This is a genomic window from Wolbachia endosymbiont (group A) of Ophion costatus, from assembly GCF_963969245.1.
GTDB classification, from domain to species: Bacteria; Pseudomonadota; Alphaproteobacteria; order Rickettsiales; family Anaplasmataceae; genus Wolbachia; species Wolbachia pipientis.
Genome location: NZ_OZ017714.1, coordinates 577,622 through 597,061 on the forward strand (window position 1 = coordinate 577,622; position 19,440 = coordinate 597,061).

Below are 19,440 nucleotides of genomic sequence, written 5' to 3' on the forward strand. Positions count from 1 at the left end.
ATGTTTTAAACGCTTTATAAGCGCGTTTCAGCTTATGTAGGTAGAAGTTTGATAAAGACATAAGGTGCACATAGTGCAAAAAATTAAACATGAGACGCCAGATACGTGAGTTTTTTTGTCATTTAATCTGTACAGAGAAGATAAATAAATAGCTTCAATTTTATGATAAGAGGGCTGGCGGAGTTTGTCAAGAAAGTTTTTTCGTTTCTATTCCCAATAAAAGTGCGTTATATGGTTATGCAAGAAGTCTATTTACCCATTTGCTTAACTTTCTCTCTACTTTTTCTGAGTAAGGCCGCTATTGGCATGACAGACATTCATCGTAGTCAATATCTGTTTTTTGTTGCAATATTTCACTTTTTTTGAATATGTCATGCGAGACCTTATCGGCTCTCTGCATTGACTGTGATCTGCAGTAATATAAGCTCTTCAATCCTTTTTTCCAAGCAAGCATGTGTATTTTGTGCAAGTAACGTTTATGTACGTTGGCAGGTAAGAACAGATTTACTGATTGAGATTGACAAATATACGAAGTTCTATTACTTGCATGTTCTATAATCCATCTTTGGTCAAGCTCGTACGCTGTTTTAAATGTCAATTTTTCATGCTCACTAAGAAAATCTAAATGCTGAACGGAACCCTCGTTTGTTGAAATTGAAGACCATATTTTATCATTGTCTTGATTTTTTTCTGCTAATAGTTTTTGCAAGAATTTATTTCGCACTACAAATGAGCCTGTAAGTGTCTTTTGTATGAATACGTTTGCTGCGTATGGTTCTATTCCAGGGGAGGTATTACCTGCAATAATGGAGATCGAGGCAGTAGGAGCAATAGCGAGTTTGTGTGTAAACCTTTCCATTAGATCAACTTCTTTGGCATCAGGACATGCTCCCTTTTCTTCTGCTAATTTTTTAGAAACTATATCTGCTTGCTCGCGTAAATACTTAAATATTTTTTTATTCCATTGTTGTGCTGTTACTGATTCAAAAGGAACCATTTTGCTTTGTAAAAATGAATGAAAGCCCATCACACCAAGACCAATACTGCGTTCTCTGGCTGCAGAATATTTTGCTCGCTGCATTTCATTCGGTGCTTTATTTATGAAATCTTCCAATACATTATCAAGAAAGCGCATTATATCTTCTATGAAGAGTTTATTGTCTTTCCATTCTTCGTAGTACTCAAGGTTTGCGGATGATAGACAACACACAGCAGTGCGTGACTTATTCAGGTGATCATAACCTGTGGTTAAAGTTATTTCACTGCATAGATTTGACATCTTGATGTCTAAGTTGAGCTTTTTGTAAGATTCTGGCTTATTGTTATTTGTTGCATCAAGGAAAATAATGTAAGGTTCTCCAGTTTCAACTCTTGCTGTTAATATTTTGATCCATATATCCCGCGCTTTTACAGTTGAAATAACCTTATTGTTGTGAGGGCTTATTAAATTCCATTCTTGATCATTCTCAACAGCCTGCATAAATTTATCTGTTACTATTACAGCATGATGTATATTTAACGCTTTGCGATTTGGGTCACCGCCTGTTGGCTTGCGTAAATCTAGAAACTCTTCTATCTCCGGATGAGATACAGGAAGGTAGACTGCTGAACTTCCTCGCCTTAGGGATCCCTGACTAATTGCAAGCGTTAGAGCATTTTGCACTACAATAAATGGAACAATTCCTGATGTTTTGCCGCTACCCTTTACGCTTTCGCCTATTGAGCGTAAATTTCCCCAATAACTACCTATGCCTCCTCCACGTGCAGCAAGCCAAACATTTTCGTTCCATAGATCAACTATTCCCTGCAAGCTGTCTTCGGTTTCATTAAGAAAGCAAGAGATAGGTAACCCTCTCTTAGTGCCACCATTGCTGAGTATTGGTGTTGAAGGCATGAACCACAAGTTGCTCATGTAGTCATAAAGACGCTGCGCATGTTCTTTATTATCAGAATAGTAATTAGCAATACGTGCAAAGAGGTCTTGATAACTTTCATTTTCTATTAAATACCTGTCTGATAGAACTGCTTTTCCAAAGTCGGTTAATTTGCTGTCCTTTGCGTAATTAATGGTAATGTTATTCATAAAGTTCCTTTTATTCTTTTATTATATATAGATACTTAAAAGTCATTTTGAGCGATTTTTAAGTTAGGTTTTTCGGACTTTCTTGTTGATGCTGTAATGCAAACAAGATACCGTCAACCTGACTGCCATATATTTTACAGTAACTCATATAACTTATTTGCATACTTATTTCTTTTGCAACATGTTGAACATAACTTTCTGAGTGACGAAAATAGTCTCCTTTATTTACAAAGTCAATACCTTCACCTTCCTTTCTTCTTATTAAACATACAATAACCCCTTTTTTGCTCGTAGATCTTTTTGCTAATTCCAATTCTTCTTGAAAGTCATGTAGATAATGTAGCACTTCAGCAAAGATAATTACATCATACTGCTGGTTTTTCTCTTGTTTAAGAAACTCTTTCATTTCCATATGTATTAATTCATTGTAAACAGGCTTACCTTTTATAAAGCATCCTCTTGCGATATTTAGCATTCTACTTGAAATGTCAATTCCTGTTATATGGTTTCCAATACTATTTATTTTCAAGAAATGACCACATATTCCAGTTCCACAACCAAGGTCGAGTATATTGAGCTCAGAAGTGGAGTTGTTGAAGATTTTTGTAATTATCATGTGTACAAGTTCATGCCCTCTATATTGTTTGGCAATCAACCAATGCTCAACAAAATATTCACCTGTGGAATCAAAATATTGTCTTATGAGGTTTTTTGGCAATTCTGTAATAGGCGCTGAGTTTGTCATTTTTTTTATATAGTAAGACGCCTCCTCGTGGTCATTATCTAATTTTAGTGCCCTTGTTAAATAATTATAAGCTTTGTTAGTATTCCCTACCGCAAAATGACACCTTCCGATGTTATACCAGACTATAGGTAAATGGGGGTAAAATATGCTAATTAACCAAAATCGTAACTTTGCATCTGATATGCTACCTTTATAAAAGTGATATAAACCGATTTCAATGTTGGTGTTTAACAGGTTCTTAGATTTTTTAAGAAGCACTGTCATTTCTTTATGAAGAGTATTATATTTATTCACAATGAAGTGTTTTACTTTCTTAATATTTAATACGCCAATGAGCTTAGACATACAATTTAAAGCAACGTTTTTTATAAAAGAGAGATTACTTTTCATACGTTAGAAATACTCCGAATGTTTATTATCATTTTTAGGCAATTGATTTTAACACATTTTATCTTACAAAATATCTTTTTTATTAATTTTTACTGTATATATAAGTTTACCACATATTTCTCAGATCCTACTGTTTAGGATTGCTAGTATATTGTTGTTGATAATATAAGTAAATGTTTTGTGCAAAAAGGCGTTGACATATTATTTATTAGGTTATAGTATATAAAAGATTAATTTAGTTTTTAGATGTTTGACAAGTTTTATGGTAGAGATTAATTTAATCTCAATTCAATTTTAATAATATTTAACTCTGCATATTCTGCATATAGTCGGATAAATAAATTATTAAGAGCACTTGATGGATGCCTTGGCGTTAAGAGGCGATGAAGGACGTGGCAGGCTGCGATAAGCTGTGGGGAATTGTCAACAAATTTTGATCCGCAGATTTCCGAATGGGGAAACCCAACTAGTTTAGCTAGTTATTACGTACTAAGTATGTAAAGCAAACTTGGTGAACTGAAATATCTAAGTAGCCAGAGGAAAAGAAATCAACCGAGATTCTGTTAGTAGTGACGAGCGAAAGCGGAAAAGGCTAGTGATTTAAGAATAAGAATTAGAATACTCTGGAAATAGTAACCATAGAAGGTGATAGTCCTGTATAAGTAGAAAGTTTTTAAATCCTTGAGTAGAGCGGGGCACGTGAAATCCTGTTTGAATATGGGGGGACCATCCTCCAAGCCTAAATACTCCTTAACGACCGATAGTGAACAAGTACCGTGAGGGAAAGGTGAAAAGAACCCCGGGAGGGGAGTGAAATAGAATCTGAAATCAAGTGCTTACAAACAGTTGGAGCTCTATATCAATTTATTGATATTTAGAGTGACAGCGTACCTTTTGCATAATGGGTCAGCGAGTTAATCTATGAAGCAAGCTTAAGCCGTTAGGTGTAGGCGTAGCGAAAGCAAGTCTGAATAGGGCGTTTTAGTTTTATGGATTAGACCCGAAACCAAGTGATCTAGTCATGACCAGATTGAAGGTGTGGTAAAACACACTGGAGGATCGAACCAGTTAATGTTGCAACATTATTGGATGAGTTGTGATTAGGGGTGAAAGGCCAATCAAACTTGGAAATAGCTGGTTCTCCGCGAAATCTATTTAGGTAGAGCGTTGTATGTATGTTGTTGGGGGTAGAGCACTGGATAGACTAGGGGGATTCACCGTCTTACCAAATCTAACTAAACTCCGAATACCAACAATTAATTATACAGCAGGCACACTACGGGTGCTAAGTCCGTAGTGAAGAGGGAAACAACCCAGATCACTATCTAAGGTCCCAAAATTACAGCTAAGTGGGGAAGGAAGTAGAAAAACCATTACAGCTAGGAGGTTGGCTTGGAAGCAGCCATCCTTTAAAGAAAGCGTAACAGCTCACTTGTCTAAATAAGTTTTTCTGCGCCGAAAATGTACCGGGGCTAAAGCTGTATACCGAAGATGTGAGTGCTTATTGATTTCGATCAATAGGCGCGGTAGCGGAGCGTTCCGTAAGTCTGTGAAGGTGGTTTGTGAAAACTGCTGGAGATATCGGAAGTGAGAATGCTGACATAAGTAGCGTAAAAGAGTGTTAAAAACACTCTCACCAAAAATCTAAGGGTTCCTACGTTAAGTTAATCTGCGTAGGGTTAGTCGGTTCCTAAGGCGAGTCCGTAAAGGAGTAGTCGATGGCAATTAGGTTAATATTCCTAAACCTCTTAAGTGTGACGGGTTTCGTATTTGTATAGATCTTATTGGATTGATCTATGCTTAAAAGAAGCTCCAGGAAATAGCACTTATATTTATGAGGCCGTACCGCAAACCGACACTGGTGGATGAGTAGAGTATACTAAGGTGTTGAAAGAATGATGTTGAAGGAACTCGGCAAATTATACCTGTAACTTCGGAAGAAGGGTAACCTGCTTTTAGGCAACTATGAGTAGGTGGCACAAAATAGGGAGTAGCGACTGTTTACTAAAAACACAGGACTCTGCAAACACGTAAGTGGAAGTATAGGGTCTGACGCCTGCCCGGTGCTGGAAGGTTAATAGGAAGGGTGCAAAGCTCCGAATTGAAGCCCCAGTAAACGGCGGCCGTAACACTGACGGTCCTAAGGTAGCGAAATTCCTTGTCGGGTAAGTTCCGACCCGCACGAATGGCGTAACGATTTCTCCACTGTCTCCAACATCACTTCAGCGAAATTGAATTCCCCGTGCAGATGCGGGGTACCCGCGGTTAGACGAAGAGACCCCGTGCACCTTTACTATAGCTTTACATTGCTATTAAAAGTGTGATGTGCAGGATAGGTGGGAGACTTTGAAGTTATGGCGCTAGCTATAATGGAGTCAACCTTGAGATACCACCCTTTACACTTTTGATATCTAACTATGTTTCATTATCTGGAGCTAGGACATTGTATGGTGGGTAGTTTGACTGGGGCGGTCGCCTCCTAAAAAGTAACGGAGGCGTGCGAAGGTAAGCTAGAGCTGGTCGGAAATCAGCTTGATAGTATAATGGCATAAGCTTGCCTGACTGCGAGGCTGACAAGCCAAGCAGAGACGAAAGTCGGTCATAGTGATCCGGTGATTCTGTATGGAAGGGTCATCGCTCAACGGATAAAAGGTACGCCGGGGATAACAGGCTGATGGTGTTCGAGCGTTCATAGCGACGACACCGTTTGGCACCTCGATGTCGACTCATCACATCCTGGGGCTGAAGAAGGTCCCAAGGGTTCGGCTGTTCGCCGATTAAAGTGATACGTGAGTTGGGTTTAGAACGTCGTGAGACAGTTCGGTTTCTATCTGCCGTGGGTGAAGGAAATTTGAGAAGGTCTGACTCTAGTACGAGAGGACCGAGATGGATATACCTCTGGTGTACCAGCTGTTATGCCAATAGCATCGCTGGGTGGCTATGTATAGATGGGATAATTGCTGAAAGCATATAAGCAAGAAACCCTCTTCAAAAAGATTTCCCAATTAAGGCCGTGGAAGACTACCACGTTGATAGGCTAGGTGTGGAAGCATGGTAACATGTGAAGCTAACTAGTACTAATAGCCTGATTGATTTATTTGCTTTCTATATGTGTGTATGCAGTGTTAAATATTAAGTTAAAATTGTTAAGTTAGAAATTTTTATTGACTTGGTGGCTATAGCAAAAATGAACCACCCGATCTCATCTCGAACTCGGAAGTGAAACTTTTTAGCGCTGATGGTACTTGAAAAGGGAGAGTAGGTCGCCGCCAAGTTTATAAAAATTTCGTATCCGTTCAGGAGAGTGGTTTAAGAAACAATAGATAGGAGATTTTGGAAAGGATTGAGACCCCTTTGTTTCCAAGTTAAGTATAATGAAATTATCCGCTCAAGGAATGTATTTCCCCGCTTTGATTGTGTAAAATATGAGTTTTTGCGATAAACGACATAATGCCGAATTTGCCGTTCAGCGTGGTTATTTGTCAGCGGAATATTTTCTGGGTCATCTAAAAATTTCCACATCATTCTTTCAGATCTCAGAACATTTTTTGCAACTCGAGAGGCTCCAATTGCTTCAGGTAAACGAGATATCTCCTTCAAGTAATACTTTGTACGTTTTCTTAATTTTCTGGCACGTCTGACAAACCTCAAAACATCTATCTCACTTTTTAGTAAAGCTTTTTTTAGTGCAAATAATTCAGTGGCCACGTTTCTCAAGTAACAACCCAGAACTTTAACTTCAACTATGTGCTAACCTTTCAAAATCTCTTGATAAATGTGCCCAACAGATTTGCCTGTTTTTATCGGCAAAATAATTGTATGCTGCATACCTGTCAGTTATTACCAAGCTATTGCGATTGCAGAATTTACTATTTTGTAAAACTTTCATTCCTCTTGACTCTGTAAATTTTACAAAACTTGCCGTATTGCTTGCAAACATCCAACACCAAGCGAGTTTACCTTTGTTATAATGGCTCGTTTCATCAATATGTAGAACTTTACTCCTACTTATCTCTTGTTCGATCTGCTCATACATTTTTTTGCATTTTGAAGCAACTCTATGTTCACTATTTGATATGCTACCGACGCTTATGTTCAAATTGAAGATATCATTTACGACACTCGCTATTTCGCGTTTTGAATTTTTGTAGAATCCGCTGAACGCTGCAATTATTGACTTAACCCTTGGACCAAATGTATCTGGCGTAACACCTTCCGGTAACTTGCTACTTCTTCTCTTTCCGCATCTCCGACAACGGCCATGTTCTAACTGATATTCCACTACATAAGGCTTGATTTCTGGAAGATCAACTTTCTGATGAATATATGGTTTTTCACATATTGCAATTTCTCCTCCGCATTCGCAAGTATTAGGCAACTCTATCTTTACTACTTTATCTGCATCCATGTTGGCGCGAAAACTTCCTTTATGACCAACCTGACCGCCAATATTCCTTTCGCTTTTCGGCTTATTCTTTTTTATTTTATACAACTCTTTGGAACTTGGTATTGATGAATTTTTTGAGCTTAAACCGAGTCTTTCTCTTAACTCAGCATTTTCTATCTTTAAAGCCTTATTTTCTGCTTTTAAACTTTCATTCTCTTTTTCCAATCTTTCTATTTTTGCTTCTAACCTTTCTATTTTTTGCTGTAAATTTTTGCAAAGTTCTAAAAGGTTTACCATATTATTTCACTTTTGCTCTATGATTATCTTTTTAGATCACCTTGTCTACCTTATTCTGCCACTCCGCTGAACGGATACAAAATTTCTTTGTTAATTAGACAGTAGGTATACTTATATTTTAACTTTCTTGTTTTGTTACTATTCTTTAAGTTTTTACTTTAACTACGATATCTTTTTTTTCTTATATGTTCTTGGTCATTTTCTACATTATTTAGCATTGTTCCTACTTCCCCTAATTGATTCCCTTTTGAAGGAGAATTACTGATTTCTGGTAATATTACATTACCTCCCACTTTTTTAAATAATTCTTCTTGTTGGCGAAATGCTGACCTCCAATCTGTTCCTGTTCCTTTAGGAAGAAATAAGAATTGATACATCTGACCAAAGCCTGTGTTATTTACCTCTTTTATATGCTCTACCATTCACCACACCCATTAACTATTTTTAAAAATTTTACCTATATTATCATAAAAAATATAGTTGTAAATACCTTAATTGAGATTTTTTTTTATTTTATCTTTTTTAAGCAAATAGTTAGATCTTTTTGTAAATTTTTATAACTTGCTTGCATAATGTTTCTATGAGTTAGTATTATGTAGTAGTGCCCTATATTACTTATATTTAAAATGCTAATTTTAGCAAGCATTCGTAGTTGCCTTTTTATTTTATTTCTTTTTGCTGCTTTTCCGGTTTTTTTACTGATAGCCAGACCTACTCTAATAGTATGAATGTACTTTTCAGGTTCTCTTTCTTTTATAGCGTACAGTGATATATAAAGCCCACGATAAAAAAGACTGTTGAGTGCTAACTTATTTTTGAAAGCAGAAGAAAAATCTTTTTTTTTATACTTACTATGCGCATAATTTGTTACACCCTAATGAACGGCGCCTATTAAGGATTTTTCTTCCAGCTCTTGTTGCCATACGTGAACGAAATCCGTGTCTGCGCTTTCTTATCAAATTTTTTGGTTGAAATGTTCTCTTCATTGTTTTTATATTAATATAATTATTTATTTTAAATTGTTTTACTTTATTGTCAAATAATGGTGAACTTGTATGACATTTTCGTAGAATAAAATTTGATGCATGGAAGAATGAATTCGGTGATAGTCATACCTGTCTTACTAATCCTTTTATTTTGTTTTAGTAGGTTTCAAGAAGTAAATAAGGTTAAATCTTATCTGTATCTTAGTTGTGTATGGATGCTAACTTGGTTGTTAGTATTCTATAATAATTGTTTTGTAACTTTTATTTCTATAGCGTTACTTTTTTTCATGCTTGCTTTTATCTTTAAAAATAAAAGAAATAAGATAATAAAACTTTCGTTATTTGTGGCTTTGGCCATATCATTTTTTATCACTTTATTTATAATGCTGTCTATTTTTATTCAATCCATTAGTTTTTTTAATAAAGTAGCTATTTCAGAATTCTTGTTTTGCTTGAAATGGGGCCACAATGTAGTCACTATCAATAAAGAGAAGATAGGATGTTTTGGTATAGCGCCGCTTTTAGTTGGTACATTACTTATAACTATTATAGCAATGTTAGTTGTCGTTCCGCTTGGTTTATTTTCTGCAATATATATTAGTGAATATGCGAGTGAGAAAGTGCGTTATATTGTTAATACAACTTTGCAAGTTTTGTCTGCTATTCCTACGGTTGTATATGGATATTTCGCGGTTGTGTTTTTGTCTTTCTTTATAAAGCAGGTAGCAAATTTTTTTGGTTTAAGTATACACTCAGAAAGTGCCTTAGTTGCCGGTTTATCGATTGGGATAATGATTCTTCCTTTTATTATTTCTTTACTCGAAGATGCCATAAGATCTGTTCCAAAAAGCTTGCGTTATGGCTTCATGGCACTTGGTGCAACTCCAGCGGAAACTATATGGCATATAACAATACCTTATGCAATGCCTACAATTTTAAGTGCAATTTTATTGTCAATTTCAAGAGTGATAGGTGAAACAATGATTGTGCTAATGGCTGTGGGAATCAACGCAAATTTGACTTTTAACCCTCTTAATTCAGTTACTACCATTACCGTGCAGATCGCTACATTACTTACCGGAGATCAGGATTTCAATAGTGTACAAACTCTTGCTGCTTATGCGCTTAGTTTAGTATTGTTTATTATTACTTGGCTATTAAATGCATTTGCATTGTTTGTAATGAAGCGTAACTAGTAAGCGTTTTAATGTTGCAAAATTTCTATTAATAATATAAAATTTATTTTCTTTAGAAGTTCTTTTATGGAATTATAGTGTTAGGTGATAAAAATAAAGAGATGAATATAGGTAGAGCGATTAAGGTAACTCAAGCAGTCGTTGATATAAAATTTGAAGGTGAATTGCCTAAAATATTTAATGCTTTAAAAAGCAAACTAAAATATAAGGATAAGGAGCTGGTTTTAGAAGTTTCGCAGCATATAGGTGACAATATAGTTCGTTGTATTGCTATGGATAGCACAGATGGCATGTCAAGGGGGGATGAATTTGTTGATACAGGTGCACCAATATCGGTGCCAATTGGGCGTTCAACTTTAGGAAGGATTTTTAATGTTGTTGGAGAGCTTATAGATGAGTGTGGTCCACTGAAGGGAAAGTATAACTTAGAGCCTATACACAGAGCACCTCCAAGTTTTACTGAACAGAGAATACAGGAAGAAGTTTTAGTTACGGGAATAAAAGTTATAGATCTTCTTGCACCTTATCTTAAAGGAGGAAAAATTGGCTTATTTGGTGGAGCCGGTGTTGGTAAAACAGTCCTAATAATGGAATTAATTAATAATATAGCAAAAGCTCATAAAGGATTTTCTGTGTTTGCCGGGGTAGGGGAGAGAACGCGTGAAGGTAACGATCTTTATCACGAGATGATCACTTCAAATGTAATAAATATAAATGAGCATGAAAAATCTCAAGCTGTTTTGGTTTATGGTCAGATGAATGAGCCTCCTGGAGCAAGGGCTAGAGTTGCTTTAACAGCACTTACTATGGCAGAGTATTTTCGTGACCGTGAAAACCAAGATGTTCTATTTTTTGTGGATAATATCTTTAGATTTACACAAGCTGGTTCTGAAATTTCTGCTTTACTTGGAAGAATACCGTCAGCTGTTGGTTATCAGCCAACCCTTGCAACTGATATGGGTGCAATGCAAGAAAGAATAGCTTCAACAACTTCTGGCTCTATTACTTCTGTGCAAGCTATATATGTTCCTGCGGACGATTTGACTGATCCAGCCCCAGCAACTACATTCTCTCACCTTGATGCAACCACAGTGTTGTCAAGGCAAATAGCTGAAATGGGAATATACCCTGCTGTTGATCCACTTGATTCAACTTCTCAGTCTTTATCTGCTGAAATCATTGGTGAAGAACATTATAATGTAGCTTCTGAGGTGAAACGTATATTGCAAACTTATAAATCACTGCAAGATATTATCGCAATACTTGGTATGGATGAGCTATCTGATGAAGATAAAATTATTGTTGATAGGGCTCGTAAGATTCAGAAATTTCTTTCTCAACCTTTTCACGTTGCAGAAATATTTACTGGCATGCCTGGTAAATTTGTTTCACTTTCTGATACTGTTTCCAGTTTTAAAGGAATTGTTGAAGGCAAATATGATCACTTACCAGAGGCTGCTTTTTATATGGTGGGGAATATAGATGAAGCAATAAAAAAGGCTGAATTAATACAAGCTGAAGCTAAATAAAAGTTAAAGATTATGAATACTTTTAAAGTGCAATTTTTCTCTCCTGATGATCAAATTTCATTCAGTGGAGTGGTTTCTCTTTCAGTAACTGGGCTCGAAGGGGAGCTTATGATTTTAGCTCACCATGCTCCTTACTTAATTTATTTATTGCCTGGTATGATTACTGTTAAAATGAGTAACCAAACAGAAAAGAAGGTTGTAATTGATAGTGGCGTATTAGAAGTTGCAAATAATAATTGTAGCATTATAACAAGTCAAATTCAGGTTTTTGATCGTGCAATTCATGATGAGAAATCGTTTAAAAATAAGAGAATTAGTATATATTTAAGTTATCTTGATGAGAAGTTTCTTTCTTAGTTATTTTAGGCAAAAAGTCAATTATCATTCAAGTGGCTATAAGATTTTTGCTCAGGGGGCTCTTTTTTGTCATCCCAGAAACCCCGGGGTGTCATCCCAGTGTCGGAGTACTTTAGGTGTATGATCCCAGAGTGTGATGGTATGGGACCATACACCTAATCAAATAAAAATTAAAGAAGGAGAGTTGGTTGTAAAGGTTGGAGATAACGACTTTGTTTTACCTGGAATTTACGTTGGATAAACTACAAAAAATAACAGGTAAAAATCAACGTAAATTTAAGATAAATCGATTTTATTAGTATTATCAAATCAAAATCTGTTTTTAATTAATCAATAATACTTTTTTACATATTTTCATCCCCTTTCATGGATTTTTTAATTTTATAGATGATATCTAATATTATTAGAAGCATTGTAAAATATCTTATGAGAAAAATTATAAAATATATTAGCATTATTGGTATTGCATGTTTGACCTTACCCAAAAAAAGTAGAGAGAAAGTTAAGACGTTTTTATCATGAGAATAAATTGTGCAGGAATGCAATAGTTAATAGTAGAATGTCTACGTTATTTGTTATAAAAGATTTCTATGTATTCAAATATGGCAGTTCTGGTTTGTTGAGCGAGAAGTATCAATAAGCAGCTCCCTTTTAAGTGAACTTTTCTGCAACAGAGTTATCGTAACAACAGCCCTTATGGCTCATGCTGGAAATGATGTTTTTTGTATTCAATAGAAATTGGTAATTTTGAGAGGTATACTGTGACCCTTGATCGCTATGTAACAGCAGATTTTTATCGGGTTTGCGTTTATCAACGGCCATCAATAAAGAATCTATAACTAATTATCATGTTACTCATTAACCACCATGCGTGAATATAGGTCAATTATTGCCGCCAACAACCTTCTTTAGTTTTTATGTAGGTAATCCCAAACTTTATTTGGCTGATCAGTAGTAAAATTTTGATCCAATGTGTTCGGAGCCACAACTCGGTTGCTTATTTGCTGTTTTTTATTTTTGAACCTTCGTCTAAGCTTGGTTTTAATGCCATTTTCTTGCATAACACTTTGTACTGTTTTAATTTTTGCCTAAAGCTTTTAATTCAGCGTGAATTTTAGGGGCTCCATATCTGCATTTAGAATGCTTGATGTATTTTTTGAATATCTGCTAGAAGCCCTTCTTTTGCTAATTCTTTACTGCTTTTTTCCTTAGCAACCCATACCACCAGTACAAAACCCTACATAGTTCCTGTGTTTTATAGCAATTTCTATATAAAAGAATACTTTACTCTTTTTCTTTGCCCAGGGCTTTTTTTAAGATGTCTCTTTCTCTTATTAGCTCTTTTTTTAGATCAAATCTTTCTTTGTCATAAGGAGCCTTTGCCTGGAAATGCGTATGCTCCAGACATTTTTCCATCATATTTTCTTACTTAACATACTGCCATCTATACCTAGATCTTTTGCTATTTTTGTACTTGCTTGACCTGTTTCTTTAACCAGCTTAACAGCTTCTAATTTGAATTCTGCTGTATATTCTCTTCTATTTGTCATATTTTGAAAAAACGTTTTATTTTACTCCAAAAACGTCTTAACTTTCTCTCTACTTTTTCTGGGTAAGGTCACTACTTGGATGACAGATAGTAGTGCGAAAGTCTCTTACAACTTACTTTTAATTAGTCTAACCCATGCGTGCCAATCCCTCTCACCAAGATTGCTTTCAAAAGATAGGAGATCCTTTACAGCTTTTGAGCAAATTTCTTCACTTGGAATTGATAACTCCTTATTCATTGCTAACGTTAAACATTGAGTTTTGCACGCTTGTTCTAAATGATACGTGTAAAACATTGCTTCTTGTATAGTCCGACCACACGTTATAGATCCATGATTACGCATTAACATGACAAAATTTTCTTTCAGATCAGCTATTAACCTCTTTCCTTCTGTATCGCTAAGTGCTAGGGAATTATAATTATGGTAAGAGATTTTATTGTAAAAGTGCAGTGCCCATTGACTTATAGGAAGCAGCCCATCTTTGAGAGAAGAAACCGCTACAATAGAAGGTGTATGCAAGTGAAAAATTGCTTGAATATCTTTCCTTGCTTGATAAATAAAACCATGAATTATATAGCCAGTTCTATTATATTGATATTCTTTGCCTTCAATTACATCTCCATCAAATGATACTTTCATTAACGAACGTTCATCTACTTCATCAAAACGCATACCAAACGGATAAATATAAAACGACTTTTGATCTTCAGAACGCACTGAAAGGTGAGTATATGTATGATCATCGAACTTAAGGTAGGACAAAATCTGATAGGCATAGACTAGATCCCTTTTTACTCTGCTCTTTGTTAACAACACAATCCTCTGTTAGAATCTTCTGAAGGTTTATACGCGAAAAGAGACTTGTAGTAAACTAATAAGTCTATGCCACTCTGTCTTGCTTTCTGAATACCAAACACTTTTGTGTTGTAGCTTGCTTAAAAATAGTTATCGTTATTATAGAGTTTATATACAGAATTTATGTTTTTAAATTACATAATATCTTAACTACAAAAATAATTTTCTATATAATATTTCATATGTTTTAAAGCTTCATTTTTATGTTATTATAAATGTAAGTTTCAAGATTGAAAATAATATGGTAAATATTAACACAAAAAAACAGCCAGCAGGATTTTTCATATATCTCTCTGGTCTTTCGGGAAGTGGTAAACTTTCCACAGCAATAGAATTATCTAATATGATAAACGCATTAATTGTAAATAGTAAGTTCTATAACAATGTTCAAGCTTGCTCTATATACGATGGTGTCTTTGAACGTGATCAAATACCTAAAGAAGTTCAAGATAGAATATATGGCATTATGCAAATTATGCTTCAGGTAATAGAAAATTATCCGATTCACTCAAAAAATTACATATTTATTGATGAGTTGATGGAAAATAATGACCAGAACATGAGGATGTATGATTCAATAGTAAGGCTTAGTAAAAAAATGAACACAGAAATCCTTCCTGTGGTACTTAGGTGTGATCTACCGACATTACAAAAGCGTATTGCATTAAAAAGGCAAAGAAAAAATAGGAAGGTGATTAATCTAAATAGCATGATAGAGCAATGTAGGATTAACAATTTATTTACACCACCGAGTGCTATAGAGATAGAAAATTCAAATATGAGTATAAAAGAAGTAGCTCAAGAGATAGTAAACCAGATGCACAAGCTTAGCCAAATTGCGTGTATGCAAAAAAAATAGTCTATAGCAATTTCATATACTGAGGCTCATTTAAATATAGAGCTTCAACTTCATTTAATTTTTGCTTGTTCTTTAGTCTATAATGAACTAATAGCCCTCCATGGCTAGCATTTAAATTGCAATCCATATGTGTACTGCTTGTAGCGTGACCAGGGTCACATGCTGCAGTTGGACCAGACAGCGGCAATAAATTGAAATCAAATAACTGTGTATAAAACCCTTGAGCATTTTTGATTATAGCTCTGATATTTTTTTTGCTATTTGCACAAAGCAAAGATATTGCGTAGGCTTGAACTTCCAGCGCACTAACCCCGTATAACGGCTTATTTGTAGCAAGATTTATACCTTGTGCAGCTGATATACCAACTCTAATTCCAGTGAAACTTCCTGGTCCAACTACTACCGCCAAATGATCTATTTTATCATAATTATAGTTGTGCTTATCAAATAAAGTACTTAGTATTTGAAAAAATGATTCTGCATGACTATTGTTGGTGGAATTGTGCTCTACAAAGCAGTTACCATCATAATCAACTATTGCTATTGAACTACCAATACCTACAGTATCAATCGCTAAAATAGACATTACTTAAGCTTATCATAGAGTTTTGAAAATATCATAGTAAAGGCACCATTACCCATAACATTTGCTGAAGTGATTATTGGATCAAACACTATATACAATGCTGTGATTAACGAAAGCATTTCTGGAGAAAATTTGAGGTATTTCTCAAGAATAGGTAGCATTACCATAATTCCTCCTGCCGGCACTGCAACGATAGCAAACTTAAATAACAAAAAATAGAGAAGGAAAGTTACATAGTCTGTTGTGCACAATGAATAACCGGAGGCAATTATCATTGATAATATTATGATAAAAAAGCAATCACCTACTAAATGAAAGCTAGCAGTTATTGGCACAACAGACGATGCTATGTCAGGTTGCTTTACATTTTTTTTGCTTCCTTCAAGACTAAGAGGCATAGTTGCATTACTAGACATTGTGCTCATCGCAGTAATAAATGCCGGTATCATATTGCCTATACTAGCTATCCAGCTTGTGATCTTGAATGAATTTGCTGCTCCATATAAGAGGAAAACATAAAGGTAGGTTGCAGATGCTATAATAATGAAAATTATTGAGTAATCCTTAAATATTATAGATAAAACTTGATCATGCTGCATTTTTAAAGCAAGCCCAAGTACAAATATTGGAATAATCGGCGTCAAAAACGTCTTCAAAATAAAGAGAGTTAAATCTAACATTTTGTTCGAAAGCTCTTTGCTTTTCTTGGGTAGCAGTGTGGACACTACTATGCTGGACACAAATCCACAGGCAAGGGCATAAAAATTAGAAAGCAATGCAGGCAGCCTAAACGACCATAAGGGAACAATTGTTTCTTCATACGTTATATCTTGTATTGAATGAGTGTTTTGTATGATGAAATGCCCAACAGAATAAGCTATTAAACTTGAAGCCAGATTTGACAAGAAGATCATTATAATAAGTAACAATATGAACTTTATAGCTGACTGCTTAAGATTGTTAACACTGCTAAAGATTAACGCAAAAATAATAAAAGGCATTATAAATAGCAAAACCTCTTTTATACTCAGGCTCGTTGAGTACAAGAAGGTTTTTGCTTCCATTGGAACTAAATGACCAAAGAATGCAACTGAAGTGATGACCGTGAGTAAGATTAATAGTTGTAGCACGTTCTTATATACCAATGTCCTATGGACATATATATGGTAAGTTAGTTGTTAAGTAAAGCAAAACTGTCTAAACTGCACAGCAAATGGTGTAATGAAAGTAGCTGACACTGGAATGACAAAGAAGAGTGAAATTAGCACTCACTTATTATTCGTGTCGTTTTCAGTAAAAGCCTCCTCCCATGTGCCTTGAGTTGCTGCACGGCTATACTCTGTTACTCTATTTTCAAAGAAATTCGTATGTTCCACGCCATTTAGTATTTCATCAAGCCACGGAATAGGATTATCATTAACATCATATATGGACTCAAGACCTAATTGCATTAACCGTCTGTTTGCTACGTAGCGTATGTAATTGCGCACTTCTTCTGCGGATAGTCCTTCAACGTCTCCGAAATCAAAAGCAAGCTTTATGAATTCATCCTCAAGTTCAACAATGGTGCGACATGCAGAATATAATTCCTCTTTAAACTCGTCGTCCCAAATTTCATTATTTTCTTTAATAAATGTATTAAACAACATGATAATTGAATTGGTGTGCAAAGTTTCATCACGGGCTGACCAGGCAATTATTTGTCCCATGCCTTTCATTTTTCCAAAGCGTTGAAAATTGAGCAAAATTGCAAATGATGCGAATAACTGCAACCCCTCGGTAAATGCACCAAACACCGCTAGAGTTTTAGCTACATGTTTTTTATCGTGTTTTTTGCTTTCCTCGAATTCTAACATGTATTCATACTTCTTTCTCATAGCATCATACTTTAAGAATGCTTGATACTCGCTTTCTGGCATGCCAATTGTGTCTAAAAGATAAGAATAAGCTGCAATGTGTATAGTTTCCATATTGGAAAAGCTTGCAAGCATCATGCATATTTCCGTTGGCTTAAATATATTTGAATAATGCCTCATGTAGCAGTTATTTACTTCAATGTCTGCCTGAGTAAAAAATCTAAAGATCTGGGTTAGTAGATTTTTTTCTACACTTGAAAGTTTAGTTTTCCAATCCTTTACGTCATCAGCAAGTGGAACTTCCTCAGGTATCCAATGGATTCTTTGTTGCTGCAGCCACGCATCATACGCCCAAGGGTAATTAAAAGGTTTGTATATTGGATCTGCTTCTAACAATGACATAAGACACCTATTATTTTCTAAAGTAAATATTATATTAAGTGATATTGAGAATCAGTCAATTTAACTTTTTTGAAATTTGACGGCAGATAATTTATTAGTGTATTATAGCTTCAAGTAATTTATCAACAGAAATGCGAGTATTAATATCTTTTATTTTATTATTTACAGTGAGCTGCACTCACACTATTCACAATCACGGAGCTCCTGGCATTAGTGTTGAATTGTGGAGCAAGATAAAAGTAGGTGACGATAAAGAAAAAGTGGTTCACACTTTAGGATCACCAACATTAGTATCAAAGTTCGATGACAATGTTTGGTACTATGTCTCATATAAAATTAAACAAGCCAACTTTTTAGGAAAAAGGAAGTATAGTAGTAAGTCTCTGCAAATTTCATTCGACCAGGACGGTAAAGTTGAAGATACAAAAGAAACTGACATCTTAGAGAGATCTTTGGCTGTTTCTGATTGAAAGTTTGCTAACTATGGAGTTTTTCTCACTCTTCTTTGCATCCAAGAACCGTATAACGTCATCCCAGTGTCAAGCACTGGGATGACACCATTTGTTGTAAACTCACTTTTACTCTATGGTTATACTACCTTGCTGCTATCCTGAACGGATACAGTGGGCTTATTAAATTATAGAATTACTTTAGCTATAGAATAAAGTCTAGTGTTACTTCACGCCAAATGTGGTGGTGCTGAGTAGGCAAGCCGGTTAATGGGCTACATTTATATACTGCACGCATTGCGTTATCTGCTATCGACCTGAAAAGTGGATTATTTCGATAGGAATCACTGTCTGCTACATCCGCCATAATTATCTCGCCTTGACTGGATAACAATAAGTTAATTTTTATATTAAAATTTTCTTTGTAAGCTATGCTTTCAGGAATGCTCCAGCATTTTGTGAGCTTGTCTCTTATAGAGTTAATAATTTCTGTTACAACTAATTCATCCTTTTTGCTCTCAACGCTTTTTTCGTTTCCTATTTCATTTTTTGCCCCTCTAACATCCCTTCTTAGTTTTTTCTCTACACTTTTTTTTCTTTTTGGAATTGGAATGAATTCTTTACCCTCGTTAATAATGACTTCTTCTTGCATTTCGATAATTTGCCTCGGTTGTGCTACAACAGTGTGCTCAACCAATTCTTTTTTCCTTTGTGGTATAGGAACAACTGACGTATCATTCGTTTGGGCTTTTGTTGAAGGTAACGAAAAAAGCAGAAAACAACATAAAGACAAAAAAAGAATATAATTAGAATAGAAAAAACGCATATGTTAAGCAGCTTGTTTTACTGGTTTAAAGCTAATATTGCACATAAAGTCAATATATTTTAGTTGATGGACAACTTTGAAGTCAAT

The 19,440-nt window shown here is 35.2% G+C and carries 17 protein-coding genes, 2 rRNA genes and 2 pseudogenes; 7 read left to right on the forward strand and 14 right to left on the reverse strand.

Going from position 1 to position 19,440, the window contains the following annotated elements; translation table 11 throughout:
• Positions 1–298 precede the first annotated feature (298 nt).
• Both AACH21_RS02935 and AACH21_RS02940 read right to left on the reverse strand, forming a co-directional pair.
• Positions 299–2,083: a ribonucleoside-diphosphate reductase subunit alpha gene (locus AACH21_RS02935; RefSeq protein ID WP_338482742.1), complete on the reverse strand. Its 1,785-nt coding sequence runs from the start codon at positions 2,081–2,083 to the stop codon at positions 299–301.
• Positions 2,084–2,141: 58 nt separating this feature from the next.
• Positions 2,142–3,218 carry a methyltransferase domain-containing protein gene (locus AACH21_RS02940; RefSeq protein WP_338482743.1) on the reverse strand — a complete coding sequence of 359 codons (1,077 nt, stop codon included), beginning with the start codon at positions 3,216–3,218 and terminating at the stop codon, positions 2,142–2,144.
• A 335-nt stretch (positions 3,219–3,553) separates the two neighbouring features.
• Between AACH21_RS02940 and AACH21_RS02945 the strand changes: the two genes are divergently transcribed.
• Positions 3,554–6,320: ribosomal RNA gene (locus tag AACH21_RS02945) — 23S ribosomal RNA — on the forward strand.
• A 66-nt stretch (positions 6,321–6,386) separates the two neighbouring features.
• Positions 6,387–6,493 (forward strand): 5S ribosomal RNA (gene rrf, locus AACH21_RS02950).
• A gap of 34 nt (positions 6,494–6,527) precedes the next feature.
• Here the strand turns inward: rrf and AACH21_RS02955 are convergent.
• The 4 genes and pseudogenes from AACH21_RS02955 to rpmH all read right to left on the reverse strand — a co-directional run bounded on the left by AACH21_RS02955 (position 6,528) and on the right by rpmH (position 8,888).
• Positions 6,528–7,902 (reverse strand): annotated as a pseudogene (locus tag AACH21_RS02955) (IS66-like element ISWen3 family transposase).
• A 158-nt stretch (positions 7,903–8,060) separates the two neighbouring features.
• The gene (locus AACH21_RS02960) at positions 8,061–8,324 is read right to left on the reverse strand and encodes a hypothetical protein (RefSeq protein ID WP_077188558.1); all 264 of its coding nucleotides are present in this window, start codon (positions 8,322–8,324) and stop codon (positions 8,061–8,063) included.
• 86 nt (positions 8,325–8,410) lie between these two features.
• Positions 8,411–8,686, reverse strand: a pseudogene (gene rnpA / locus AACH21_RS02965) (ribonuclease P protein component); the annotation flags it as partial.
• Between the two features lie 67 nt (positions 8,687–8,753).
• Positions 8,754–8,888, reverse strand: coding sequence for a 50S ribosomal protein L34 (gene rpmH / locus AACH21_RS02970; protein WP_006279898.1), 135 nt, complete (start codon positions 8,886–8,888; stop codon positions 8,754–8,756).
• A 107-nt stretch (positions 8,889–8,995) separates the two neighbouring features.
• Between rpmH and pstC the strand changes: the two genes are divergently transcribed.
• The 3 genes from pstC to AACH21_RS02985 all read left to right on the forward strand — a co-directional run bounded on the left by pstC (position 8,996) and on the right by AACH21_RS02985 (position 11,970).
• Positions 8,996–10,084 (forward strand): phosphate ABC transporter permease subunit PstC, encoded by a 1,089-nt coding sequence (pstC, locus tag AACH21_RS02975; protein WP_338482805.1) that lies wholly within the window; start codon positions 8,996–8,998, stop codon positions 10,082–10,084.
• A gap of 101 nt (positions 10,085–10,185) precedes the next feature.
• Entirely contained in the window at positions 10,186–11,613 is a 1,428-nt protein-coding gene (gene atpD / locus AACH21_RS02980) for a F0F1 ATP synthase subunit beta (RefSeq protein WP_010962432.1), read from the forward strand.
• A 12-nt stretch (positions 11,614–11,625) separates the two neighbouring features.
• The gene (locus AACH21_RS02985; RefSeq protein ID WP_006279902.1) at positions 11,626–11,970 is read left to right on the forward strand and encodes a F0F1 ATP synthase subunit epsilon; all 345 of its coding nucleotides are present in this window, start codon (positions 11,626–11,628) and stop codon (positions 11,968–11,970) included.
• 651 nt (positions 11,971–12,621) lie between these two features.
• On the opposite strand, the gene AACH21_RS07110 is transcribed toward AACH21_RS02985, so the two are convergent.
• From AACH21_RS07110 to AACH21_RS03000, 4 genes are all read right to left on the reverse strand, one after another.
• The gene (locus AACH21_RS07110; RefSeq protein WP_080717647.1) at positions 12,622–12,792 is read right to left on the reverse strand and encodes a DDE-type integrase/transposase/recombinase; all 171 of its coding nucleotides are present in this window, start codon (positions 12,790–12,792) and stop codon (positions 12,622–12,624) included.
• A 462-nt stretch (positions 12,793–13,254) separates the two neighbouring features.
• The gene (locus AACH21_RS02990) at positions 13,255–13,389 is read right to left on the reverse strand and encodes a hypothetical protein (protein WP_007548509.1); all 135 of its coding nucleotides are present in this window, start codon (positions 13,387–13,389) and stop codon (positions 13,255–13,257) included.
• A complete protein-coding gene (locus tag AACH21_RS02995) occupies positions 13,386–13,520 on the reverse strand; it encodes an IS3 family transposase (protein WP_007548354.1) in 135 nt (44 codons plus the stop codon). The genes AACH21_RS02990 and AACH21_RS02995 overlap by 4 nt, the downstream gene beginning before the upstream one ends.
• A gap of 105 nt (positions 13,521–13,625) precedes the next feature.
• Positions 13,626–14,336, reverse strand: coding sequence for a class II aldolase/adducin family protein (locus tag AACH21_RS03000; RefSeq protein WP_077188560.1), 711 nt, complete (start codon positions 14,334–14,336; stop codon positions 13,626–13,628).
• 280 nt (positions 14,337–14,616) lie between these two features.
• On the opposite strand from AACH21_RS03000, the gene AACH21_RS03005 reads away from it, so the two are divergent.
• Positions 14,617–15,234: a hypothetical protein gene (locus AACH21_RS03005; RefSeq protein WP_338482744.1), complete on the forward strand. Its 618-nt coding sequence runs from the start codon at positions 14,617–14,619 to the stop codon at positions 15,232–15,234.
• A gap of 1 nt (position 15,235) precedes the next feature.
• Here the strand turns inward: AACH21_RS03005 and tsaB are convergent, their stop codons facing one another.
• The 3 genes from tsaB to AACH21_RS03020 all read right to left on the reverse strand — a co-directional run bounded on the left by tsaB (position 15,236) and on the right by AACH21_RS03020 (position 18,078).
• The gene (gene tsaB / locus AACH21_RS03010; protein WP_338482745.1) at positions 15,236–15,820 is read right to left on the reverse strand and encodes a tRNA (adenosine(37)-N6)-threonylcarbamoyltransferase complex dimerization subunit type 1 TsaB; all 585 of its coding nucleotides are present in this window, start codon (positions 15,818–15,820) and stop codon (positions 15,236–15,238) included.
• Complete coding sequence (locus AACH21_RS03015) at positions 15,820–16,950, reverse strand: cation:dicarboxylate symporter family transporter (RefSeq protein WP_049973631.1); 1,131 nt, start codon at positions 16,948–16,950, stop codon at positions 15,820–15,822. Before AACH21_RS03015 ends, tsaB begins: the two co-directional genes overlap by 1 nt.
• A gap of 138 nt (positions 16,951–17,088) precedes the next feature.
• On the reverse strand, positions 17,089–18,078 hold the full coding sequence (locus tag AACH21_RS03020) for a ribonucleotide-diphosphate reductase subunit beta (RefSeq protein ID WP_077188563.1): 990 nt from the start codon (positions 18,076–18,078) through the stop codon (positions 17,089–17,091).
• A gap of 131 nt (positions 18,079–18,209) precedes the next feature.
• Here AACH21_RS03020 and AACH21_RS03025 point away from each other — a divergent pair, with 131 nt between their 5' ends.
• Positions 18,210–18,548: an outer membrane protein assembly factor BamE gene (locus AACH21_RS03025; protein ID WP_006279908.1), complete on the forward strand. Its 339-nt coding sequence runs from the start codon at positions 18,210–18,212 to the stop codon at positions 18,546–18,548.
• A 184-nt stretch (positions 18,549–18,732) separates the two neighbouring features.
• Here the strand turns inward: AACH21_RS03025 and AACH21_RS03030 are convergent, their stop codons facing one another.
• Entirely contained in the window at positions 18,733–19,353 is a 621-nt protein-coding gene (locus AACH21_RS03030; protein ID WP_006279909.1) for a hypothetical protein, read from the reverse strand.
• Between the last annotated feature and the right edge of the window lie 87 nt (positions 19,354–19,440).